This window comes from Mycobacterium sp. SA01, from assembly GCF_041287105.1.
Lineage (GTDB): Bacteria > Actinomycetota > Actinomycetes > Mycobacteriales > Mycobacteriaceae > Mycobacterium.
Genome location: NZ_JBGGNO010000018.1, coordinates 247,881 through 270,712, shown reverse-complemented (window position 1 = coordinate 270,712; position 22,832 = coordinate 247,881). Strand labels below are relative to the sequence as shown.

The 22,832-nt window shown below is 65.8% G+C and carries 22 protein-coding genes; 12 read left to right on the top strand and 10 right to left on the bottom strand.

Features of this window, described 5'->3' with window-relative positions; genetic code table 11:
- Positions 1-10 precede the first annotated feature (10 nt).
- Positions 11-715, top strand: coding sequence for a TetR/AcrR family transcriptional regulator (locus tag AB4879_RS14280; RefSeq protein WP_370508100.1), 705 nt, complete (start codon positions 11-13; stop codon positions 713-715).
- A 9-nt stretch (positions 716-724) separates the two neighbouring features.
- On the opposite strand, the gene AB4879_RS14275 is transcribed toward AB4879_RS14280, so the two are convergent.
- Both AB4879_RS14275 and AB4879_RS14270 read right to left on the bottom strand, forming a co-directional pair.
- Positions 725-2,944, bottom strand: a complete 2,220-nt coding sequence (locus AB4879_RS14275) for an arylsulfatase (RefSeq protein ID WP_370508099.1) — start codon at positions 2,942-2,944, stop codon at positions 725-727.
- Positions 2,945-3,026: 82 nt separating this feature from the next.
- On the bottom strand, positions 3,027-5,012 hold the full coding sequence (locus AB4879_RS14270; protein WP_370508098.1) for an FAD-dependent monooxygenase: 1,986 nt from the start codon (positions 5,010-5,012) through the stop codon (positions 3,027-3,029).
- A 96-nt stretch (positions 5,013-5,108) separates the two neighbouring features.
- On the opposite strand from AB4879_RS14270, the gene AB4879_RS14265 reads away from it, so the two are divergent.
- Complete coding sequence (locus tag AB4879_RS14265) at positions 5,109-5,708, top strand: TetR/AcrR family transcriptional regulator (protein ID WP_370508097.1); 600 nt, start codon at positions 5,109-5,111, stop codon at positions 5,706-5,708.
- Positions 5,709-5,781: 73 nt separating this feature from the next.
- On the opposite strand, the gene AB4879_RS14260 is transcribed toward AB4879_RS14265, so the two are convergent.
- Positions 5,782-6,795, bottom strand: a complete 1,014-nt coding sequence (locus AB4879_RS14260) for an Lrp/AsnC family transcriptional regulator (protein WP_370508096.1) — start codon at positions 6,793-6,795, stop codon at positions 5,782-5,784.
- A 168-nt stretch (positions 6,796-6,963) separates the two neighbouring features.
- On the opposite strand from AB4879_RS14260, the gene AB4879_RS14255 reads away from it, so the two are divergent.
- Genes AB4879_RS14255 through AB4879_RS14245 form a run of 3 tightly spaced genes read left to right on the top strand, consistent with a single transcriptional unit; the run spans position 6,964 to position 9,456 of the window.
- The gene (locus tag AB4879_RS14255; RefSeq protein ID WP_370508095.1) at positions 6,964-7,698 is read left to right on the top strand and encodes an alpha/beta fold hydrolase; all 735 of its coding nucleotides are present in this window, start codon (positions 6,964-6,966) and stop codon (positions 7,696-7,698) included.
- Positions 7,695-8,687, top strand: coding sequence for an amidohydrolase family protein (locus AB4879_RS14250; protein ID WP_370508094.1), 993 nt, complete (start codon positions 7,695-7,697; stop codon positions 8,685-8,687). Before AB4879_RS14255 ends, AB4879_RS14250 begins: the two co-directional genes overlap by 4 nt.
- Positions 8,680-9,456, top strand: a complete 777-nt coding sequence (locus AB4879_RS14245) for an SDR family NAD(P)-dependent oxidoreductase (RefSeq protein ID WP_370508093.1) — start codon at positions 8,680-8,682, stop codon at positions 9,454-9,456. Before AB4879_RS14250 ends, AB4879_RS14245 begins: the two co-directional genes overlap by 8 nt.
- Positions 9,457-9,518: 62 nt before the next feature.
- Here AB4879_RS14245 and AB4879_RS14240 read toward each other — a convergent pair whose 3' ends face one another.
- Positions 9,519-10,454 carry a LysR family transcriptional regulator gene (locus AB4879_RS14240; RefSeq protein ID WP_370508092.1) on the bottom strand — a complete coding sequence of 312 codons (936 nt, stop codon included), beginning with the start codon at positions 10,452-10,454 and terminating at the stop codon, positions 9,519-9,521.
- Positions 10,455-10,511: 57 nt separating this feature from the next.
- Between AB4879_RS14240 and AB4879_RS14235 the strand changes: the two genes are divergently transcribed.
- Together AB4879_RS14235 and AB4879_RS14230 are read left to right on the top strand one after the other, a co-directional pair.
- Positions 10,512-11,252, top strand: a complete 741-nt coding sequence (locus tag AB4879_RS14235) for an SDR family oxidoreductase (protein WP_370508091.1) — start codon at positions 10,512-10,514, stop codon at positions 11,250-11,252.
- Positions 11,249-12,004, top strand: coding sequence for an SDR family oxidoreductase (locus AB4879_RS14230; RefSeq protein WP_370508090.1), 756 nt, complete (start codon positions 11,249-11,251; stop codon positions 12,002-12,004). Before AB4879_RS14235 ends, AB4879_RS14230 begins: the two co-directional genes overlap by 4 nt.
- A 79-nt stretch (positions 12,005-12,083) precedes the next feature.
- On the opposite strand, the gene AB4879_RS14225 is transcribed toward AB4879_RS14230, so the two are convergent.
- Genes AB4879_RS14225 through AB4879_RS14205 form a run of 5 tightly spaced genes read right to left on the bottom strand, consistent with a single transcriptional unit; the run spans position 12,084 to position 16,531 of the window.
- A complete protein-coding gene (locus AB4879_RS14225; protein WP_370508089.1) occupies positions 12,084-13,379 on the bottom strand; it encodes a DUF1254 domain-containing protein in 1,296 nt (431 codons plus the stop codon).
- Between the two features lie 14 nt (positions 13,380-13,393).
- Positions 13,394-14,257: an amino acid ABC transporter permease gene (locus AB4879_RS14220; protein WP_102806551.1), complete on the bottom strand. Its 864-nt coding sequence runs from the start codon at positions 14,255-14,257 to the stop codon at positions 13,394-13,396.
- The gene (locus tag AB4879_RS14215; protein ID WP_102806552.1) at positions 14,254-14,934 is read right to left on the bottom strand and encodes an amino acid ABC transporter permease; all 681 of its coding nucleotides are present in this window, start codon (positions 14,932-14,934) and stop codon (positions 14,254-14,256) included. Before AB4879_RS14215 ends, AB4879_RS14220 begins: the two co-directional genes overlap by 4 nt.
- 12 nt (positions 14,935-14,946) lie before the next feature.
- On the bottom strand, positions 14,947-15,783 hold the full coding sequence (locus tag AB4879_RS14210; RefSeq protein ID WP_370508088.1) for a glutamate ABC transporter substrate-binding protein: 837 nt from the start codon (positions 15,781-15,783) through the stop codon (positions 14,947-14,949).
- 19 nt (positions 15,784-15,802) lie between these two features.
- On the bottom strand, positions 15,803-16,531 hold the full coding sequence (locus AB4879_RS14205; RefSeq protein WP_199189833.1) for an amino acid ABC transporter ATP-binding protein: 729 nt from the start codon (positions 16,529-16,531) through the stop codon (positions 15,803-15,805).
- A 126-nt stretch (positions 16,532-16,657) separates the two neighbouring features.
- Here AB4879_RS14205 and miaB point away from each other — a divergent pair, with 126 nt between their 5' ends.
- Positions 16,658-18,184 carry a tRNA (N6-isopentenyl adenosine(37)-C2)-methylthiotransferase MiaB gene (gene miaB / locus AB4879_RS14200; protein ID WP_370508320.1) on the top strand — a complete coding sequence of 509 codons (1,527 nt, stop codon included), beginning with the start codon at positions 16,658-16,660 and terminating at the stop codon, positions 18,182-18,184.
- Positions 18,172-18,777 carry a hypothetical protein gene (locus tag AB4879_RS14195; protein ID WP_102806554.1) on the top strand — a complete coding sequence of 202 codons (606 nt, stop codon included), beginning with the start codon at positions 18,172-18,174 and terminating at the stop codon, positions 18,775-18,777. The genes miaB and AB4879_RS14195 overlap by 13 nt, the downstream gene beginning before the upstream one ends.
- Here AB4879_RS14195 and AB4879_RS14190 read toward each other — a convergent pair.
- Positions 18,774-20,099 (bottom strand): DUF349 domain-containing protein, encoded by a 1,326-nt coding sequence (locus AB4879_RS14190; protein WP_102806555.1) that lies wholly within the window; start codon positions 20,097-20,099, stop codon positions 18,774-18,776. The two genes, AB4879_RS14195 and AB4879_RS14190, sit on opposite strands and share 4 nt — an antisense overlap.
- 215 nt (positions 20,100-20,314) lie before the next feature.
- On the opposite strand from AB4879_RS14190, the gene AB4879_RS14185 reads away from it, so the two are divergent.
- From AB4879_RS14185 to miaA, 3 genes are read left to right on the top strand one after another with little or no spacing between them, the layout of a single operon-like run.
- The gene (locus AB4879_RS14185; RefSeq protein WP_370508087.1) at positions 20,315-21,199 is read left to right on the top strand and encodes a DMT family transporter; all 885 of its coding nucleotides are present in this window, start codon (positions 20,315-20,317) and stop codon (positions 21,197-21,199) included.
- A 20-nt stretch (positions 21,200-21,219) separates the two neighbouring features.
- Positions 21,220-21,906 (top strand): hypothetical protein, encoded by a 687-nt coding sequence (locus AB4879_RS14180; RefSeq protein WP_370508086.1) that lies wholly within the window; start codon positions 21,220-21,222, stop codon positions 21,904-21,906.
- Positions 21,894-22,820, top strand: a complete 927-nt coding sequence (gene miaA / locus AB4879_RS14175; RefSeq protein ID WP_370508085.1) for a tRNA (adenosine(37)-N6)-dimethylallyltransferase MiaA — start codon at positions 21,894-21,896, stop codon at positions 22,818-22,820. The genes AB4879_RS14180 and miaA overlap by 13 nt, the downstream gene beginning before the upstream one ends.
- Positions 22,821-22,832 lie beyond the last annotated feature (12 nt).

The window sequence follows — 22,832 nt, the reverse complement described above, 5'->3', positions numbered from 1 at the left end:
CGATCGGGCGATGCCCTCGGAGTCGGACCGCATTCGGGATCGGGCGGCCAAGCGCGGCCGCAACAGCGGTGGCGAAGCAACGCGTATCAAGCTCATCACCGTCGCGGAGACGATGTTCGCCGACCGCGGGATCGCTGCCGTCAGTCTCAACGAGATCAGACTTGCTGCGGGACAAAGCAATGCCGCGGCGGTGAACTACCATTTCGGATCCAAAGAGCACCTGATCAAGGCAATTCTCGAAGATCGGCTCGAACGAATCGATGAAGATCGGGGCCGACTTCTCGACGACGCACTGTCGGGTGATAACCCGGTCGAGCTCAGACGCCTGCTCGCGGCGCTGATCCTCCCGCAGGTGGGCAGCATTGAGCGGGGGGAGCGGCATGTTGAGCTGGTGGCGCAGCTGCTGTTTCACGGATACGGCGAGCCGGGCGGACACGCGTGGATTCTGGCTGACCCCTCGTTGACCGAGCACGGACAGAGACTCAATCAGCTCATCTGGGAACATCTTTCGCATCTCCCGGAAGTCGTCGCCAAATCGCGGCTCCGTTTTGTCTACTTGAGTTGCCTGAATTCGGTGGCCGATCACCAGCGGCAACGAGCGACCGCACCCGATGCGCCCCCCACCGCGGTATTCGTGTCCGACCTCATCGATTCGCTGACTGCGATCATCCACACACCCGCCTCCGCGGGAACGCTTGAGGCGCTGAGTAAGTGAAAGAATTAGTCATTCCGACTTGAGTGCCGCCCTGAGCAGTTCCTGACTCGGGAGCGACTCCAGATCGGATTCCACTGTCACTGAATGCAAACGACCATTCCATGCAAAGGGTGGTCGATAATCGACACACACCGGAAGGCCGCGGTCCTGGCCCAGCAGCATCGATGTCCCGCCATGCTGCCACACATGGGGCAGCGTCAACGGGGCGAGTACAGAGCCGACAACGATGCCGTCGATCACCGCTTCCACTCGAGTCTCGTCGTCCAGGCGATGTAACCGACAGCCTGCACTGTGACGCCCCTCTGTCAGCGGCCGATCGGCTTGCACCCGGATATTGCCGCCCGGGGCGGCGATGGCAATGTGAAGTCTGGACTCGATGACGAAGGCCGCCAACCCACCGGTCCAGTTACCGATCGCAAACAACACACCGTCGGCACCATCAGGCGCGACATCGATGTCCGCCGACAATCGGCTGTACAACAAGGGCAGCGCCTCGTCGGGAACAGGCCCCCCGGAAGGCCGCAACACCACGCGCTGACCGGGCGGGAATTCGGGCCATACCATTTCTGCGGCTCGTGCCACCAGTGAATCTGTCAGTGGCAGAACGTCATAACGGGCGGCCTCGGCATTCCAGAGTGCGGTCAATCGCGCCACGACGTCGGGGTGGATCTTCGACAGGTCGTGAGCTTCGGAGAAGTCGTCCGCACTGAACAGCGACCACCGGTCGAGAGCGAAGTCCCGGCTGCCGTCCAGCAGCACCTCCTCGTCCATAACGCCTTGGGCCACGTGGTCGGTGGTGGCTTTCCAGCCGTCGGCAATAATGGAGCGAGAACCCACGACCTCGAAGTATTGGGTGGATCGCGGCGCAGGAGCCGCGGCATCGCTGAACGTCGGCAACAAGCTGGCCCCGTGGACCGCGGTGTCGGAGTTCTCAGAAGGGCTCGGCTGCAGCCGAATCCCGCAGGCATCCAGGACTGTTGGCATGATGTCGATGGCGTGGGCAAACTGCGACCGTACAGCGCCGCCGTCACGGACACCGCGCGGCCAGTGCACGATCAGCGGGACACGCGTACCGCCCAGCCACGCATACCGCTTCCACAAGCGGAAGGGGGAGTTGCCGGCCCAAGCCCAGCCCCACGCATAATGCGGATACCCGGACGTGCCACCCCAGTCCGGCAGGCGGTCGAGATTGTCGGCCGGCGACTCTGGTACTCGATGGGTGAACCGGTGTTCGTTGCTGGTGCCCGCTACGCCCCCTTCGGCGCTTGCGCCGTTGTCAGACATGACGAGGATGAGCGTGTTGTCGATGACGTCCATGTCCTCGAGCGTGCGGATCAAGCGATCGATCTGGCTGTCGGTATGACTGAGGAACCCCGCATACACTTCGTGCATCCGTGCGTACACGGCCCGTTCGTCCGCGGTGAGGGTAGTCCAGGCCGGAACCCAATCTGGCCGCTCGGTGAGTGTTGTGCCCGTGGGCACCACCCCTTCGGCGAGCTGCCGCGCGAAGACCTGATCTCGCCAAGTATCCCAACCGACGTCGAATTGCCCTGCGTAAGCGTCGGCCCAGCTTCTGTGTACGTGATGCGGGGAATGCATTGCGCCCGTTGCAAAGTAAAGGAAAAACGGCTTGCCGGGGGCCGACTGCTGCTGGCTGACCACCATCCTGATCGCCTCATCGGTGAGGTCCTCAGTCAGGTGGTATCCGGTCGCGCGCACATCAGGTCCGTCGAGATAGGTGTTGTCGCGCACCAGTTGCGGGTCCCAGTGATTGGCGTCGCCGAGCAAGAAGCCGTAATACCGCTCGAACCCCAGACCCAACGGCCAGCGGGTGAACGGACCAGCGCCTATTCGTTCGCCGCGCGGCGCCAAATGCCATTTCCCGACAGCCATGGTGCTCCAGCCTGAGTCCCGCAGCAGGCGCGGCAAGGTCCGCACGGAGGGTGGGATCTTGCCGGTGTAGCCGGGATGGGCGGTTGGGATGTCGGCGAGGAACCCCATTCCGACCGAGTGGTGGTTTCGCCCGGTGAGCAACGCGGCTCGCGTCGGCGAACACAGACCGGTGACGTGAAAACGGTTGTATCGGAGCCCTTTCCGAGCGAGCCGATCGATAGCCGGGGTCTGAATGTTTGATCCGTAGCACCCCAGTTGGGCGTAGCCGAGGTCGTCCAGCACGATCATGACGACATTCGGACCCGTCTGCGTTCCGGTCACGTCGGATGTGCCCATGCCAACTCCTCGGCTCCACCGTCGAATTAATGTGTATTCATTAATAGCATACGTGCGCCTGTCGATATGTCCGCCGAGCACGTCATCGGTGAACTGGTAACCGCATCCCGGGTGTGATGACGATGGACTTGATGCGCCATCCGGCCGGGATACGCGTGTACTCGATGTCGGCGCCGAGGTATGCGGCCCGGGGGTCCTCGCCGTCGTCGGCGGCGACCCACATCAGCCACTGGCCGCGCGCATGGTCGCCGTCGACGACGAGGACGGGGTTGAGAAAGGCATGCATGGCGAAGGGGGCCGACGCCGTAGCGTCCGGTAACACTGCCGCGATCGTGGCCGCCCCGATGGTCGGAGGCTCGCCGGGGTGCTCGAATACGCCGTCGGGCGTGAAGATCTCGATAATGCTCTCGGGCTGAATCGTCTTTCCGGCCCAGCCGCGGTTGATCGCATCGGCGTAGCGCGCGGTCAAGTCTTTGATGGCCGCCTGATCGTCCCATGTCGACGAACGGGGGGTGAGTGCTGCGGCAGTGCTGATTGCGCCCGTCAGCGCGGCTGCACGATCGGCCGGGGCGGTCGCGACCCGCCATGCGATGTAGCCGTCGGGTCGCACCAGGCCGGCTCCGCCGGGTCCCAACCCGTAGGCCGCGACGATGGCATCGCACTTCGTCGGCTCAGCGGAGGGGCAGAGCAACTCGATCGACACTCCGAGTCGGGCAGCGACGAAGTGCACGGCGTTGCGCCACGCTTCGGAGCCGGTGACCAGCGTCCAGCCTCGGCCGAAATAGTCGAGCGTCGAGCGGCCCTGGGCGATCCATACATGCGGCGCCCGGGTGCCTGGCTGCCCGGCCCACTCTTCGGGTCGGCGCGCGTCCGGCAGGTGGCCGGCCATATCGGCGGGAGCGACGCTGCGGTAGAGCTGACCCAGTTCCATGGCGACGTCGTCGATGATCTCGACATCCGAAGTGGGGGTTTCGATGTAGGCCTTGTAATCGGCACGGGCGAAGATCTGTTGGTGACGTAGCCATGCCACGGGCCTGCGTTCGGCGTCGTAGGTGTCGAGGAGCCTCGCCGCACTGCGGCCGGTGTGTACTGCGCCGATCTTCCAGGCGAGGTTGTGGGCGTCAGCGATTCCGGTGTTGGCGCCGTAACCGCCGCGATTGGGTGGCAACTGATGTGCGGCGTCGCCGACCAGAAACACTCTGCCGCAACTGAAGTCGTCGGCGATGAGCGCTGAGAGCTCCCAACGTCCGGTGGTGATCAACTCGATCGAGAGGTCGTCGATTCCCGTGGCGCGCCGGACGACCGCGCGTTGCTCATCTTCGGTGCGATCAACATCGTCCTTGAGCATGAGCACCCAGCGTCCGTCGGAATACGTGGTCAGAAAGGCGTCGAATCCGGGTTGCTCGATCTCGAATTGCACGATGCCGCGGCTCAGGTACTGGTCCAACTCCGGTGCGCGGAACAGGATGCTTCGCTGCACCGACAACAGTCCCCGCCCGGTGCGGCCGATACGCAAACTGTTTCGGATTCCGCTGTCGGCCCCGTCGGCCGCGATCAGATAGTCCGCATCGATACGGTATTCGCTGCCGTCGACCCGTTTGCGCACGGTGGCCGTGATCCCGTCGCCGTTGTCGACAAAGGACACCAGCTCGGAACCCAACCGCAGATCGGCGCCGAGGGTGACGGCACGTTCGCGCAGGACCGGCTCCAGAGCGTCTTGGGCGATCGCACTGGCGCGCACTGGTGAGTGATCGACCGTCTTGGCGGTGGCGGCCGCCGGGGGCGACCACGGATACTCCTCGAACCATTGTCCGACAACGCTTTCGACGCGGGCCCGACGCGGCGGGCCGTTCTGCGTGCTCGCAGGTAGCTCGAGCCCGACGCTGCGGAACAACTCGATGGTCCGCGTGGTGTAGCCGATGGCGCGGGGGTGTGCCGCACTACCGAGATGCCGCTCGATCAGCGTCGTCGGTACGTTCTCCGATGCTAGGAAGACGGCTGCCGAGAGGCCGACAAGGCTGCCTCCGACGATGAGGGCGGTGGGGGGATCGGTTGTCGCGCCGTCCATCTGCACTCCTAACTCAGCGTACTGTTAACTCGCTAAAGTAATATACTCGCTAAGGATATTTAGCAACTAGACACCACTCGCTACGATGGGCGGGTGATGACTGATGTGGCAGGCCGCCGCGCCCGCAAGAATGCGCAAACGCGCCGCGCGTTGGCCGAGGCTGCCGAGCGTCTCTTTCTCGCACGCGGTTATGACGCCGTGGCGGTCAAAGACATCGCCGACGAGGTCGACGTCTCCGTTCCCACACTGTTCAAACACGTTCCCGACGGGAAGCCGGCCGTCATATTCGACGACGGAGTGGAACGACGAGAAAGCCTGCTGGCCGCGGTGCATGACCGGCCGCCCCAGACGTCGGTGCTCACCGCGTTGCGGCAGTTCCTGGCCGGCAGAGGACCGTTCGAAGACAAGCCCACCCGCGCGTTCGTGCGCCGCACTGAACTGATTATGACCACCCCGGCTCTCCGGGAATACTCCCGAAAGCTCTGGATCCGCTGCGAGGCACCGCTAGCCGAGGCCATCGCCGCTGAGCTGGGTCGGCCGTCCGACGACATCACCGCCCGCGCAGTGGCCCGCTACGTTCTGGAGATCCCGCAGTTCGTCGGCGACGAGCCCGATCCGCGAAGCGCGCTGAACGCCATCTTCGACCTCCTCGAGCACGGCCTCCAGTCGGATGCGGTCTCAGGCATGTCGCACTAGTCGATGCAGCAAAGTGCTCGACGAGTCCGCCAGCAGGACTCGATGAGGGATGATCGCGGACCTCGATCGGGAGTCACGTTCCAGGCGTGCGTGATGTGGGATTGATGAGTCGCCCGTGGGAAACGAGCGATGCGGATTGCTTGAGCACTTCGGTCCGGACACTGATTTCATAGGTCGCGATGTGGCCGACCGCGGCGAAGCGGCCCGAAAGGTAGCGGTAGAGATCGTGTTCGTTACGGCATAGAGCGACGGCCATAAGGTTGCGCGGCCCGGTGGTGGCTGCGACGAACGCGATCTGATCGTGTGTGGCGAGTTCGGTACCCACGGCGTGGGTGTGTTCTGGAGAGAGTGTCATCCACAGGAATGCGTTGAGTTGGTAACCGAGGCGTTCGGGCAGAAGATCTATGTCGTAGAGCAGCGTGTGTGATGACTCCAAGGCTGCGAGGCGCCGTGCGACACGTGCTACGGACCACCCGGTGGCTCTGGCGAGTTCAGCGTGGGAGGCCCGCCCGTCTTGTGCGAGTGCGTCGAGGAGACGTATGTCTTCGGCGGTGGGGACGCCTGGCGTCGTGTCACTGGACTGTTTGCGACTGTTGGCTGTGGCGATTTGACGGGCTTGAGTGTCAGTGAGTTTGTCGCCGTAGGCAGTCCACACGGTCGTTGTTGCGTCGCCGAAAGCGTGCAGGATCAGGTCGACGCTGAGGTCGAGGACTGCGGCGGATCGTGGAAGTTGCTGCAACAGTTGAGGATTGCGACCGTTGTCCCGGGCCGTTGTAATCGTGCAGAATAGTTCGGTTCCGCCCGACTGAACGCTGACGTACCCGACATCTGGCCGACGGGTCAACGCATCGGTGAGCGGGCCGATGCGGTCAGGTTTGATCCGGATACGGGCGACCCAACGGGTGTCGCCGATCAGGTGCGAGTTGACAGTTCCGACCACCCGCAGCACCCCCTCTCGGCGCAGCTGATGGTAGCGGCGAGAGACGGTCTGTTCTGACAAGCCGGTTACCTCGGCGATATGGCGGAACGGCACCCGTGGATTTAATTGCAGTGCGTGCAGTATCACGCCATCTGAGGGTCGCGCCATGAGTAAAAGTCTCCATCCTGTGTGAACTACTGACGAAATCTACGCATCATCGGCCCAGCACGCGTGAGTTCTTTCGGCCGACTGCGAGGCTGTCGGTGTTGTCCGGCATGGCCATCGTTGCGGTGACCGACCCGGAGCCTTGCATCATCGACGACAGGAGTCGGCCCCATGCTGAGATCCGAATCCGCTGACTTCCACCGGCCGGCAATGTTGCTGATTCACGGTGCTTGGCACGGGCCTTGGTGCTGGGAGGATCTCATTCCGGTGTTGTCCGACCGAGGGTGGCGCGCCTACACGGTGGAGCTGCCTTCGAGCCTCGAGTTCGGTTCGGCCGCTCCGGCGCCGGTCCCTGGTCTATACGACGACACGGCGGCCGTAGAGGCGAAGCTCGCGGAGATCGGCGAGCCAACCGTGGTGGTCGCGCATTCCTACGGTGGCGCCCCGGCCACCGAAGCCTGCGTACAGGTCGCCAATGTCGCGCATTTGGTCTACCTCGCCGCGTTCGCCCTCAATGTCGGTGAAAGCGTGCGCACAGCGATGGGCGCCAGCCCCGATCTGCCGATCCCTGACGCCGGCTACTCCGCGCCCATGCACGGTGCGGACCTGTACTCCGACGTCGACGCCGAGGTCGCAGCGCGAGCCATCCGGCGGCTGCGTCTGCAGTCCGATCCCAGCCGAGCTCAAACGGTCAGGCGCGCTGGTTGGCACACCGTGAGAACGAGTTATGTGATCTGTGACTACGACAAAGCGGTTCCGCCGCAACGTCAGAAGCAATTCGCTGCCCGCGCTGACGCGACGTACCACCTCCCGACCGGGCACTCGCCGTTCTACTCGGCGCCGAAGAAACTCGCCGACCTTCTCAGTGAGATCACCGGCGGCGCCGACAGCGAGGCCGTGCAGTGAGCGGCGACGCGAGGCGCGTGATAGCTGTTGAAGAACACTACGCTGACGCTGAATTCCTTGCCCTGACCGGATTTGACGTCTCGCGACTTCCAGATTCCCGCCGCCGGGGACTGACCGATTGGGAGGCTCGGCTGGCCGATATGGACGACGCAGGAATCGATGTGCAAGTACTTTCCGCCTTGCCACCGGGTATGCAAAGGCACTCCGCCGAGCAGGCTCGCGCTGCCAACCACCGGTTGGTCGAACACGCCATCTCACCGTGGCCCGAGCGATTCGCCGGCTTCGCCACGTTGCCGCTTACCGATCCGCTTGCCGCGGCGGCTGAATTGGGCTACGCCATAGGTGAACTGGGACTCGTCGGGGCGATGGTGCATGGCATGGCTGGTGAGCGGTTCCTGGATCACCCCGACTACGAGCCCCTCTTACACACCGCGGCCGAGCTCGGCGTGCCGCTTTATCTGCACCCCGGGTTCCCGCCACCGAAGGTGTTCGACCAGTACTACTCGAACCTGCCGGCGGGCACCGGGCACGCACTCGCCACTCATGCCTACGGCTGGCACTACGAGGCATCACTGCATGCCCTTCGGCTCATCGCCAGTGGTGTCTTCGACCGGCTGCCGACGCTGCAGATCATTCTGGGACATCTAGGCGAGGGGTTGCCGTTTCACCTGCAGCGCATCGAACGGATGTTCAGCGATGCCGCCCCACATTTGGCGCGGCCCGCGAGCAGCTACGTGCAGAGTAACTTCTGGATCACCACCAGCGGCTACTTTGACGAACACCCGTTCACACTGGCGCGCAACGTCATCGGTGACAGCCGGATCATGTTCGCCGTCGACTACCCGTTCAGCGACAACTCCACGGCCGTTAGCTGGCTCGACAGCCTGCACCTCGACCCCGACGCGCAGTGTCGGCTCGCTTACGGCAACGCCGAGCAGCTACTGGCACTGGCCGGTGAACAGACCACCGTCGATGCCGATCATGAGTAGGGCGATGCGGCACCGGGACCAGCGCGCATTGGTCACTGGTGGGAGCAAAGGTATCGGAGCGGCGATCGCGCGCCACTTGGCATCCGAAGGAGCCAGCGTCGCCATCACCTATCACGCCGACCGTGCGGCCGCACAGGACCTGGTCGTCGACCTCAAACGAAAAGGATGCCGCACCAGTGCCTTTCACGCCGACGTCGGAGAACCCGCCCAAATACGTGCGCTCGTCGATATGGTCGCCGATGAATTCGGGGCTATCGATGTGGTGGCCAGCAACGCCGGCGTGGAACATCACGGAGCGTTGAGATCCATCACACCGGAAGCATTCGACCAGGTTTTCCGCGTCAACGTCGCCGGCCAGCTCTTCCTCACTCAAGCCGCCGCGGCGGTCATGCCACCAGGCGGACGGGTGGTACTGATGTCATCGATCAGTGCTCGGGTCGCCTCCTACCATCACGCCCTCTACGCGTGCAGCAAGGCCGCCGTGTCGTCGCTGGTCCTCAGCTTGGCGCCGGAGTTGGCGGAAGCCGGAATCGGCATCAACGCTGTAGCTCCCGGACCAACCAATACCGACATGGGCAGGCAACATGCGCACACCTACACCCACCCCGCGTTACGCACGGTGCCTCCGGCCGTGCTGGCCGCAGCGATGAACGCCGTGGGTAAACCGGCGGAACCGCGCGAGATCGCCGCTGCGGTCGCATTTCTCCTGTCCCCGGATGCGGCACACATCACCGGAACGACGCTCGAGGTCGCGGGCGGATGGAACTAACACAACAACGGATCTCCACAGAAGCGGATGACCCGTGGCACAGGTGATGGTTTCGCGTTTGGTTAGCCGACGAGCAAAGCTCTTGCCGCTGAGACGAATTCAGCGACCAGCGGATTCGTCTCACCGACACGGGTGGCGACGACGACGCGGCTGGGTGGAAAGCCGGTCAGTGGTACAGACGTGAGGTCAGGCCGCACCGAACTGCGGCGGTCGCCAACGGGTAGGACCGCGACCGCCTGACCACTCGCGACGAGTTCAAGCCTGTCCTCGAAGCTCTCGATGACGGGTAGGGCCGACATCGGGCCTGGTTCACTCGACCGGTAGGTGTCCGCGGGGAAGATCGCGCGCGTCGCGCCGTGCGAGCAGATGATCGACTCGCCACTGGCGAAGTCTTCCAACGAGACCGATACCCGGTCGGCGAGAGGGTGATCGGCGGGCATAACAAGCATTCGCGGCTCGTCGTAGAGCGTGGTGACGCGAATGTCGTCGGCCGGGATGAACAGCGGCGCCCTGGCGACCAACACGTCAACCTGTCTGTCGATGAAGACGCCTTCTTCGTGACATTCCAGGTGGCGGGTGGTGATGTCGGCGTGCGGGTGTTGGCGACGCAACTCCCGAACCGCCGGCGTGACCACGAGGTCTTCGACATAGCCAATGACGACCTTGCCGGCAGGTGTATAGGCGCGGGCGGTGAGCGCCGCCCGGCGGGCGGCCCGCAGCATCGTCTGTGCCTCGGGAAGAAAAGCCTTGCCGGCCTCGGTAAGCAGTGCGCCCTGCGGAGTGCGCTCGAGCAGGCGGACACCGAGGCGGTGCTCCAGCCGCTGGATCTGCCTGCTCAGGGATGGTTGCGCCACATGAAGTTCGGCGGCCGCGCGGCTGAAGTTCAGATGTTCGGCGACCACGGTGAAATACCGAACCAGCCGCAGCTCCAGATCGACTCCGAGATCGTTCACCCGACGTCCAACCCGGATGTACTCGGGGCTATTCCGTTTCGGCATAGCGGGATACCAACCAGGTCTTGGACAGGTGCTACCGGCGGTCGAAGACTCGACAGCATGAGCAGATACGACGGCAAGCGTGTGGTCATCACCGGCGGAAGCAGCGGCCTGGGCCTGGCCGCCGCCCGCTACCTCACCCAGCACGGTGCTCGGGTCATGGTCACCGGACGGCATCAGGACACTCTCGACGATGCCGCCCGCCAACTAGGTAATCGTGGCATCACGGTTCAGAGCGACGCACGTTCACTTGCGGCGATCGACGCCCTCGCCGACCGCGTACGCAGCGACTTCGGCACCGTCGATGCCTTGATCGTCAACGCCGGCATCGGCAGCTTCGATCCATTCTTCGCCGTCACCGAGCCGACCTTCGACGAGGTCTTCGCGATCAACACCAAAGGCCCGTTCTTCACGGTGCAGAAATTGGCGCCGCTGCTGACCGAGGGCAGCGGTGTGGTGCTGACGACCTCGATCGCGAACCAGACGGGTTGGGATGCTCTCAGCGTGTACTCGGCGAGCAAGGCGGCGCTGCGGTCGATGGCCCGCACGCTCAGTAAGGAGCTGCTGCCGAAGGGAATTCGCGTCAACGCGATCAGCCCCGGTTCGATCGACACCGGCAAGTTGGAGAAGGAAGTGCCCGAGAAGGCCGCGCAACTCAAGGCTGAATTCGAGGCCAGCAGCCCGATGCGGCGATGGGGCCACCCCGATGAGTTCGCACCTGCCGTGGCATTTCTGGCCTTCGACGCGACGTACGTCGCGGGTATCGAACTCGTGATCGACGGCGGCGAATCGCAACTGTGAGAAGAGATCTGAAAGTGACTGTGTACGAGGGGAAAAGGGTCGTCATCACCGGAGGTACGAGCGGAATCGGACTGGCGACTGCCAAAATGCTGACCGAGCGCGGCGCGCGCGTAGTGGTGACTGGTCGTACGCCGTCCTCGCTGGATTCGGCACGAACGATACTGGGCGCCGGTGGCATGGTCGTCGCAAGCGATGCCGTCTCGGGTATCGACTCGCTGGTGGACCGGGTGGCGGCCGAACTCGGTGGCGTCGACCTGTTGGTGCTCAATGCCGGCGCGACCGACACCGCGACGGTCTCGGACACCGGGGAGGCGATGTATGACAAGCTCTTCGAGATCAACGCCAAGGCACCGTTTTTCACGTTGCAGAAGTTCCTGCCACTGTTGCCGGTGGGCAGTGCCGTGGTGCTTACGACATCGGTCAGCAACACGAAGGGCATTGCGATGACCAGCGTCTATTCGGCCACCAAAGCCGCACTGCGATCCATGACGCGGACCTTCGCCCGTGAACTTCTTGACCGAGGCATCCGGGTGAACGCCGTATCCCCGGGACCGATCGACACCGGCATCCTCGAACGCACCATGTCGGCAGAGGCCGCCCGCGAGTTTCTCGAGCAGATCAAGGCCGACAACCCGATGGGCAGATTCGGCGAACCCGAGGAAGTGGCGAAAGCGATCCTCTTCCTGGGATTTGACGCCACCTACACGACCGGCACCGAACTCCTCGTCGACGGCGGCGCGTCAGATCTGTGATCACGCTGTGTGATTCGAGCCTACCTATTGCAACTCGGCTTCTGCCGCCGCGCCATTCCGACGCTCACGTATCGGGCCGTCACACCTTGCGAACGGCCGGCGGATGCCACGCACCGGCGATGGCCTCCCGGCGCGGGGCGTAGAGCCGCATCGTGACGCCCAGAGTTCCCAGCGGCGCGGGCAGCCAGTTGGCCACCTTGTCGGGGCCGGGGTTGCTGTGCTGAATGTAGATATCCAGTGAACCGTCTGCGTTGTACTGCAACGCATCTCGATCGCCGATGGCAAAGCGATCGATCTCGTTGGCGACCTGATAGCCCTCGGCGTCGTACATCGTCACCGACCAGAAGGCGTCCACCGGCGGCAACGTGCCGGCATCGAAGTGGATGACGTAGTCGTTCTCGCCGGCCAACGGTTGACCGTCGGCGTCGGTCACCAGCATGGGATACACCGCATCTTCGGGTGGGTTGGCTCCCAGCCCTACCAGCGTGACGACGGCACGCCGCAGATACGCATTGCCGTAGACACCCATACCCTCGCTCAGGGTCATCCACCCGTCGACGATGTTGCCCAATGTCGGGGCCGACGACGTGATGGCGGCAAGTGCGTCCTGTGCTCCTGCCTCGATTTCGGCGCGTTGCTCGGCGGAGAACCGCTGGACGTCAAACGGCTTACCCGCCTCGATTCCCAGGCCGGACAGCCGGGCCAGAATCGAAAAGTCGGTCGGGTGCGGCGGATTCACGCTCAGTAAGTCCGCGGCGTAGGACAGATAGTCGAGCGCTGCCATGGCATTGACCTTGCGCAGCGGCTCGGTGGTGACGTCGTAGGACTCATCCCGGACGAACGTCGGTGCTGCCACCGGCGTCAGGGTGTAGCCGTCCTGGACGGCATGCACCGCCGGGTAATCAGCCGGCCCATTGGTCTGGGTGCGGCCGATGATCCACACATGCGGTGTCGGCGCGTGGATCGCCGGAATATCCTGCGGCAGCTCACCGATATGACCGGGGCCGACGATCGCATAGCGCTGCGGCCCGGTTCCCGAGGTTCGCTTTCCGGGATTGGCGAAGACATCGGTCCACATGTCCAGCAGCGGCAGCATGAAGTACCGGTCGTCGGTGTCGGGAACGCCCAGGATCACCGGGCCCTCGGTCAGGTCGAGCCACGCCGACGAGTAGAGAGTGTCGAAGTTGGGGCGTACCACCGCGCGAAAGTCGGCGTCCGGGTACTGACGGACGTGGTGGAACTCGTTGGGCGGACCCGCCCCGATGCCCGAACGGTTCAGCGTCTGCAGCCGCGAAACATCCATCGTCACCAACGGATAGAAGTAGACATAGGCCTCGTAGCTCAGCGTGCGCAGATCGGACGACAACGTAGTCATGGGCCTGGTCTCACCTAGTCTCCCGGTTCCAGCGCGGCCTGTGTCTGCGCGGGGACACCGGCGCGCTTGGACCGCCGCAACCGTCGCTCCAGCCGCGTGGCCGCGACTGACAGTGCGAAGTTCGCGCTGATCATCAACACCGCGATCACAATCAGCGCCGGCACGTAGTTGCCGTAGCTCGAGCCGACCACCGTTCCCTGGCGGACCATTTCGACGAACGTGATCTGGTAGCCGATCGCGGTGTCCTTCAACACCACCACCAGCTGCGACACCAACACCGGCAGCATCGAGGTGACGGCCTGTGGCAACAGGATCGACCGCATCGTCTGGCCCCACCGCAATCCCAGCGCGGAAGCGGCCTCGCTCTGCCCGCGCGGAAGCGACTTGACCCCGGCACGGACGATCTCGGCGATCACCGCACCGTTGTAGAGCGTCAGACCCGTCACCACGCCGGCCAGCGCCAGATGCGTCGAGGCGAACACGTCGTAGAGCGCGAACAGGAAATACGCGAAGATCATCATGATCAGCACCGGCACGGCGCGGAAGAACTCCACGATCACCGCCGACGGCCACCGGATGTACCCATTGTTCGACAGCCGCCCCATGCCCAGCGCGAAACCGAGGATCAGCGCCAGCACGATCGAGAGCGCCGCCGCCGTCAGTGTGCCTTCGATACCCGGCAGCACATAGGTCTTCCAGAGATTGCCGGTCAGGAACGGCTGCCATTTGGCCGCTGTCAGCTGCCCTTTGCCGGCCAGCTTGACGATCACCGCCCAGACCACCAGGGCGGCAACGACAATCGTCACCGCCGTGACGATCCGATTGCGGACCCGCGCCCGCGGACCCGGCGCGTCGAAGAGAACCGAAGCCGTGCTCACCTCGCCACCGCCAGACGCTTACCCAGCCACCCGAACAGCAGACCGACCGGTAGCGTGAGGATCACGAAGCCCAGCGCGAAGATCGTGCCCACGGTCACCAGAGCCGCGGTGTTCTCGATCATCCCCTTCATCAGCAGCGCCGCCTCAGCCACTCCGATGGCCGAGGCGATCGTGGTGTTCTTGGTCAACGCGATCAGCACCGAGCCGAGCGGAATGATCACCGAACGAAATGCCTGCGGCAACAGGATCATTCGCAGGTTCTGTCCGAATGTGAAGCCCAGCGAGCGGGCCGCTTCGGCCTGGCCCAGCGGCACGGTGTTCACCCCCGAACGCACCGTCTCGCACACGAACGACGCCGTGTAGACCGTCAACCCGAGCACCGCGAGCCGAAAATTGCTGTCCTCGATCGAGGTTGGCGAATTCGGGTCCACCAGGGTGATGCCCAGCGTCTGCGCGAGGCCGAACGAACAGAACAGGATGATCAGCGTCAACGGGGTATTGCGCACCACGTTGACGTACGTGGTGCCCAGCCAGTTGAGCATCGGCACCGGCGCCAGCCGCATTGCGGCCAGCACCGTGCCCAATATCAGCGCTCCGATCGCGGAGAACACCGTGAGCTGAATCGTCGTCCAGAACGCCTCGAAGATCTGGCCGCGATATTCGCCGAAGATGTCCACGCCCGCGCGACCTCAGCAGCCGTCGAGGGCCGGCGGCGCCGGCGCGGGGACGCCTGCCGGGCCGAGGTTCTTGTCGAACGCAGCCTTCCAGGAGCCGTCGGCTTCCATCTTCTTCACCGCATCAGTGATCTTGGTGCACAGCTCCTTGTCACCCTTCTTCAACCCGATGCCGTAGCGCTCCTCGGAGAACGGCTGGCCGACGATCTTGAACGCACCGGGCGACTGCGCGGCATATCCGGCCAAGATCACCTCGTCGGTGGTCACCGCGTCGATCGCGCCGTTCTTCAGCGCCTCCACGCATGCCGAATAGGTGTCGTACTGCTGCAGCTGCACACCCGGGTACTTGTCCTTGATCCGCTGCGCCGGGGTCGACCCGCTGACCGAGCACAGCTTCTTGTTGTTCTGCAGCGACTCCGCGCCGGTGATGTCGGTGTTGTCGGCGCGCACCAGCAGGGACTGGCCGGTCACCAGATACGGACCGGCGAAGTCGACCTTCTCCTTACGCGAATCGGTGATCGAGTAGGTCGCGACGATGTACTTCACCTGACCGTTCTGGATCAGGTTCTCCCGCTGCCCGGACGGGGATTCCTTCCACTCGATCTTGTCCTCGGGATAGCCGAGTTCCTTGGCGACGTACTTGGCGACGTCGACGTCGAAGCCGCTCATCGTGCCGTCCGGATTCTTCAACCCCAGACCGGGCTGGTCGAACTTGGTTCCGATGACCAGCTTGTCGCCGCTGCCACCGCCGCCGCATGCGGTCGCGGCGAACGGCAGCGCCACGGCCAGCACGGCGGCGCCGACACGACGCCAGGACAGACGGGGGATGGTAGGGCCAGAAAATATCGACACAGTGGGTGTTCCTTTCGCCCTAGTGGTTGAGGATCTTGCCGAGGAAGTCTTTGGCGCGCTCCGAGCGCGGATTGTCGAAGAACTCAGTGGGCGGGGCGTCCTCCACGATCGCCCCGTCGGCCATGAACACCACCCGGTTGGCGGCGCGGCGGGCGAAGCCCATCTCATGGGTGACCACCACCATCGTCATGCCGTCGGTGGCCAGCGACGTCATGACGTCCAGGACCTCGTTGATCATCTCCGGGTCCAGCGCACTGGTCGGTTCGTCGAACAACATCACCTTCGGCTTCATCGCCAGCGAACGTGCGATCGCCACCCGCTGCTGCTGGCCGCCGGATAGCTGGGCTGGGTATTTGTCGGCCTGGTTGGCGATCCCGACCCGCTCCAGCAACGACAGCGCGTTCTCGCGGGCCTTGTCCTTGGCGACCTTGCGCACCTTCACCGGCGCCAGTGCGACGTTCTCCAGGATCGTCTTGTGCGCGAAGAGGTTGAACGACTGGAAAACCATGCCCACGTCGGCTCGCAACTGCGCGAGTTTGCGCCCCTCCGAAGGCAATTCCACGCCGTCGATGGCGATCGTGCCCTCGTCGACGGTTTCCAGCCGGTTGACCGTGCGGCACAAGGTCGACTTGCCCGATCCGGACGGGCCGAGCACCACCACCACCTGGCCGCGGTCGACCTCGAGGTTGATGTCTTTCAGAACATGCAGGTCGCCGAAATGCTTGTTGACGCCCTGAATCGAGATCATCGGCTTCTCGCCGCTGCGCCCCATGCGTTCAGACCCTACCCAGGTAACCCCCAGTTTGCCGAGCGTTGACCGATCCGCGATTTCTCACCGCCTCGTGGTGCTCCGTACGATGAGCACGTGACATCGGTGCTGACCAACGACAATCCGGCGGGCGAACTGCCCGGATCGGGCGATGGACGTACCGAAGGTCGCACCTACCAGGTCCGCACTTACGGCTGCCAGATGAACGTCCACGATTCCGAACGGCTCGCCGGGCTGCTCGAAGCGGCCGGATATCACCGCGCGCCCGAGGGCACCGACGCCGACGTGGTGGTATTCAACACCTGCGCGGTCCGGGAAAATGCTGACAACAAGCTGTACGGCAACATCAGCCACCTGGCGCCGCGCAAGCAAGCCGACCCCGAAATGCAGATCGCGGTCGGCGGCTGCCTGGCCCAGAAGGACCGCGAAGGACTGCTGCAGAAAGCGCCCTGGGTCGACGTCGTCTTCGGCACCCACAACATCGGCTCGCTGCCCACGCTGCTCGAACGGGCCCGGCACAATCGGCAGGCTCAGGTCGAAATCGCCGAGTCGCTGCGGGAATTCCCGTCAACGCTGCCCGCTGCACGCGAATCTGCTTACGCCGCATGGGTTTCCATTTCGGTAGGCTGCAACAACACCTGCACGTTTTGTATCGTGCCCGCGCTGCGGGGCAAGGAAGTGGACCGCAGGCCCGACGAGATCCTCGCCGAGGTGCAGTCCCTGGTCGACCAGGGCGTGCTGGAGATCACCCTGCTGGGCCAGAACGTCAACGCCTACGGAGTCTCGTTCGCAGCCGGCACCCCGCGCGATCGCGGAGCGTTCGCCGCACTCCTGCGCGACTGCGGGCGCATCGAGGGGCTGGAGCGGGTCCGGTTCACCTCACCGCACCCGGCCGAGTTCACCGACGACGTCATCGAGGCGATGGCCCAGACCCCGAATGTCTGCCCCGCCCTTCACATGCCGCTGCAGTCCGGGTCGGACCGCATACTGCGCGCGATGCGGCGTTCCTACCGAGCCGAGAAGTATCTCGGCATCATCGAGCGCGTGCGTGCGGCGATGCCGCACGCGGCGATCACCACCGACATCATCGTCGGCTTCCCCGGCGAGACCGAGGACGACTTCGCCGCCACCCTGGACGTGGTGCGCCAGGCCCGGTTCAGCACCGCGTTCACCTTCCAGTACTCCAAGCGTCCCGGCACCCCGGCGGCCGAACTCGACGGCCAGCTTCCCAAAGCCGTTGTGCAGGAACGCTATGACCGGCTCATCGAGCTGCAGGAGCAGATCTCCTTCGAGGAGAACACCGCCCAGATCGGTCGTGAGGTCGAGTTGCTGGTGGCCACCGGCGAAGGCCGCAAAGACGCCAGCACCGCCAGGATGAGCGGCCGCGCCCGCGACGGCAGGCTGGTCCACTTCACGCCGGGCGATGCCGCCCCGCGCCCCGGCGACATCGTGACCACCACGGTCACCGGCGCCGCTCCGCACCACCTGATCGCCGATGCGCCGCTGCTGAGCCACCGCCGCACCCGCGCCGGCGACGCCCACGCGGCCGGGCAACGGCCCCGTACCGTCGGTCTTGGGCTGCCGCCGGTGGGCAGACCACAGATCGAGGAAACGACGGGATGCCAGCAATGAGTCGCCACGACGAAGACCCGAGCGAGGCCTACCGCTCTGACATGGAGAAGGCCGAACGCAAGGTCGCCGGAGAGATCCAGCCGGGAGCCCGCGCCATGGTGGTGGCGATCCTGGTGTTCGTCCTGCTGGTGTCGCTGATCCTGCCGCACACCGGCGCCGCCCGCGGCGTCGACGTCCTGATGGGCGACGACAAAGCGCTCAGTGTCGGCATCGCGTTACCGTCTCGGCTGTTCACCTGGTTCGTGCTGGTGTTCGGTGTCGGCTTCTCGATGCTGGCCTTGACCACCCGGCGCTGGGTGCTGGCCTGGATCGCCCTCGCGGGGTCGGCGCTGTCCTGCGCGCTCGGTCTGCTGGCCGTATGGTCCCGTCAGACCGCCGTGCACGGCCATCCCGGCCCGGGCATCGGGTTGTTGCTGGGCTGGGTGGCGGTCATCCTGCTGACCTTCCACTGGGCCCGGGTGGTCTGGACGCGAACCGCGGTGCAGTTGGCGGCCGAGGAACAGCGCCGTGCCGCCGCACGGGAAGGCCAGTCCCGCAGCCTGCTCGACGATGTCGACCATCGTGAGCGCAAGCAGCCTCCCGCCGCGGGTTAACGCTTCTTACTGAGCGATTCGACTGCCGCGTCGGCCCATTGCCGCCATTGCTCGGCGCTGGCCCTGGCCGCTTCGGCATCTTTGGTGCGGCCCGCCGCTTCGGCCTTCTCGGCCTGCCGCTCGAACTGCTCGACCCGGGCGCGGAACTGCTCGGCGCGGGCCTGCGCCTCCGGATCGGTCCGCCCCGAGTCGGCGGCGTCGCGCACCTTCTTCTCGACCGCACGCAAGCGGCGTTCCAGATCGGCCGATCGCTCCCGCGGCACCTTGCCGATCGCATCCCACTTGTCGGTGATGTTCCGCAATGCCGAGCGGGCCGCGTCCGGGTTGGCGGTGTCGAGTTTCTCCGCTTCGGCCAGCAAGGCCTCCTTGGCGGTGGCATTGGCCTGGAATTCGCTGTCCCGCTCGGCATTCACCGCGTTGCGCGCGGCGAAGAAGGTGTCCTGGGCCGCCTTGAACCGATGCCACAGGGTGTCGTCGACGTCCTTGGCTGCCCGGCCGGCCGCCTTCCACTCGGCGAGCAGGTCGCGGAACGCGGCCGCCGTCGCCGACCAGTCGGTGGAGCCGGACAGCTCCTCGGCGCGCACGCACAACTGCTCCTTGGCCTGCCTGGCGCCGGCGCGTTCGCGGTCCAGGTCGGCGAAGTGCGAGCCCCGGCGCCGGTTGAACGTTTCGCGGGCCGCCGAGTAGCGCTTCCACAGCGCGTCGTCGGTCTTGCGGTCCAGGCCGGTGATGGTGCGCCACTCGTCGAGAATCGCGCGCAGCCGGTCGCCGGCGGCCTTCCACTGGGTGGAGCTCGTCGCCAGTTCCTCGGCTTCGGCGGCCAGCGCCTCCTTGCGCGCGGTCTGCTCGGCCCGGTGTTGCTCGCGACGGGCCCGATCGGCCGCCGCGGTTTCCTCGGCGTGGTCGCGGATCGCGGCCAGCCGCGCGGCCAGCGCGTCGAGATCGCCGAGAACGCTTGCCGTGGGCAGGGTTTCAGCCAGAGAGGCAGCCGCGGCTTTGATTTTGCGGGCATCGCCGGTGCCGGAGGCCAGCCGCGTCTCCATCAACGTGACCTCGGTGGCGAGATCTTCGAAGCGCCTGCCGAAATGGGCGAAGGCCGCCTCGGTGTCGCCGGCCTGCCACGAGCCGATATTGCGTTCGCCCTCCGAAGTGATCAACCAGACCGTGCCGTCGTCGTCGACGCGGCCGAACCGGTGCGGGTCACTCGATGGCGGCAGCACCACCGGCGCGGTGGGTGCGTGGGGCTTGGGGACGGGTCGCGGTGGTCCCGGTCGGGGAGCCGGCTTCGGGGCTCCGTCGGCGCTGGGTTGGTCGATTGTCATGGACTCGCCTCACCTACCCTCCGCGCGGTGTTCCCGCGCATCTGCCGCGCGACGCGGCGCCACTGCTGCACGTCCGGCGACCATGGTCACGGCCGCCGTCCTCGTTGGTATTGAACCAGGTCGATGCCACCCATGCGCCCGGGTTGGCTGGTCTGAGGTTGCGGACGACGTCAATCGGCGGGCACGCTGACTGCCCGAGCACGAGGAGATCAGTGATGCACAGGTCGGACATCGCCACCCTGTTCGCTCTCGGGGCCGCGCTGCTGATCGCGATCGGCGACGTCATCCAGCAACGTTCCGCGCACGACGTCACCGACCAGCAGGTCGGTCCCATCGCCTTGTTCCTGCAGTTGCTCAGGGACAGGACCTGGTGGCTGGGCAGCCTGGTCGCCGCCGGCGGATTCGCGCTGCAGGCCGCCGCCCTGGGGTTCGGCTCGGTCCTTCTGGTGCAGGCCCTGATCGTGACGTCTCTGCTGTTCGCGCTGCCGCTGAGCGCGCGCTTCGCGGGCCGGCGGATCACCCGCTACCAGTGGATCTGGGCGGTGCTGCTGGCCACGGCCGTTGCCGTGATCGTCACCGTCGGCGACCCGTCCAAGGGGCAGGCGCGGGCTGGGTTCGAGATGTGGAGCTGGGTGGCCGCCACGCTGGGTCCGCTACTGCTGCTGTGCCTGCTGGGTGCGCGGGTCTTTCGCGGCAAACCGGTGGCGGCGGTGTTGCTGGGGCTGGTGGCGGGTTCGTTGTGGGGGTTGTTCGCGGTCCTGATGAAGGGCGTGGTCGACGAACTCGATCACGGGATCGTGGCGGTGCTGAAGCTTCCCGAGCTCTACGTGTGGGCGGTGGTGGCCATCGCGGCGACGGCGATTCAGCAATCGTCGTTCCGGGCCGGGTCGATGGCCGCGTCGCTCCCGGCGGTCACGGTCAGCGAACCATTGGTCGCCTCGGTTCTCGGCGTCGCCATTCTCGGGGAGATGTTGCGCCCCGGCCGGTCCGGGTGGGCATTTCTGGTGATCGCCGTCGTGGTGATGATTGCAGCCACAGTGGAGTTGGCGCGTACCGAGGCCGCGCCGATGCCGGATCCCGCCGCGCCGATACCCGGCTGACGGCCACTAGCGTGGGAGGCGTGCTGTCCGCCGTTGTCCTGACGCCTTCGGCGCCCGTACTGGTGCCTGAACTGGCCGGTGCGGCCGCCGCCGAGGTCGCCGAGTTTCGCGACGCCGCGCTGGCTGCTGCTGCCGCGCTGCCCGATCGATGGGTCGCCGTCGGTGTCGGCGCCGCCGATCAGACCATCGAGCCCGACGCCCGCGGCACCTTCGCCGGCTACGGGGTGGACGTTCCCGTCGCGCTGTCCCCGGACGCGCCCGCCGCGGTGCGTGAGTTGCCCCTGTGCGCCCTGTTCGCCGGGTGGCTGCGCGGGCAGGTCAACCCCGCGGCCCGCGCGCAGGTCCGGGTGTACGACGCCGACCACGACGCCGGCCGGGCTCTGGAGTTCGGCCGGCTGCTGCGCGCCGAGATCGACACCACCGACGAACCGGTCGGTGTCCTGGTGGTCGCCGACGGCGCCAACACGCTGACGCCGCCCGCGCCCGGCGGCTACGACCCCGACGCCACGGCCGTGCAGGCCGCCCTCGGCGACGCGCTGGCCTCAGGTGACAGTGTTGCGCTGGCGGGGCTCCCCGGCGGCATCGTCGGCCGCGTCGGCTACCAGGTGCTGGCCGGGCTGGTGGGTTCCGGACCGCGGGCGGCCACTGAGTTGGCGCGCGGTGCGCCGTACGGGGTGGGGTACTTCGTCGGCACGTGGACGCCGTGACCCGGCCGATCGCGGTGATCGGGCCGACGGGTACCGGAAAGTCGGCGCTGGCCCTCGACGTCGCCGAACGGCTCGGCGGCGAAATCGTCAACGCCGACGCCATGCAGCAGTACCGCGGCATGGACATCGGCACCGCCAAGCTCGCCGTCGCCGAACGGCGCGGCATCCCGCACCACCAGCTCGACGTCCTCGACGTGACGCAGACCGCGACGGTCGCGCGCTACCAGGAGGCCGCCGCCGCCGACGTCGAGGCCATCGCGTCGCGCGCAGTACCGCCCGTGATCGTGGGCGGCTCGATGCTCTACATCCAGTCGCTGCTCGACGACTGGGCGTTCCCGGCCACCGACCCCGAGGTGCGGGCGCGGTGGGAACACCAGCTCGCCGAGGTCGGGGTGGCCGCCCTGCACGCCGAGCTGGGCCGTCGCGATCCGGCCGCCGCCGAGGCGATCCTGGCCACCGACGGCCGGCGGATCGTGCGCGCGCTGGAGGTGGTCGAACTGACCGGCCAGCCGTTCGCGGCGTCGGCACCCCGGATCGGGACGCCCCGCTGGGACACGGTGATCGTCGGGTTGGATTGGGACACAAGCATTCTTGACGAACGACTGGCGCAGCGCACCGACCTCATGTTCGAGGGCGGTCTGGTCGACGAAGTGCGCACGCTGCTCGGCGCCGGCCTCCGGCAGGGCGTCACCGCCGCGCGCGCCATCGGCTACGCCCAGGTGCTCGACGCGCTGGATGCCGGCGCCGGAGATCAGGATCTGGCCCAGGCGCGCCAGCTGACCTTCATCGGCACGCGGCGATATGTGCGCCGGCAACGGTCGTGGTTCCGCCGCGACCATCGCATCCACTGGCTCGACGGCGCCGCCCCCGACCTTGCCGACCAGGTGATCGCCCGGTGGCGGCACGTATCCTGATCAGGTGATCTT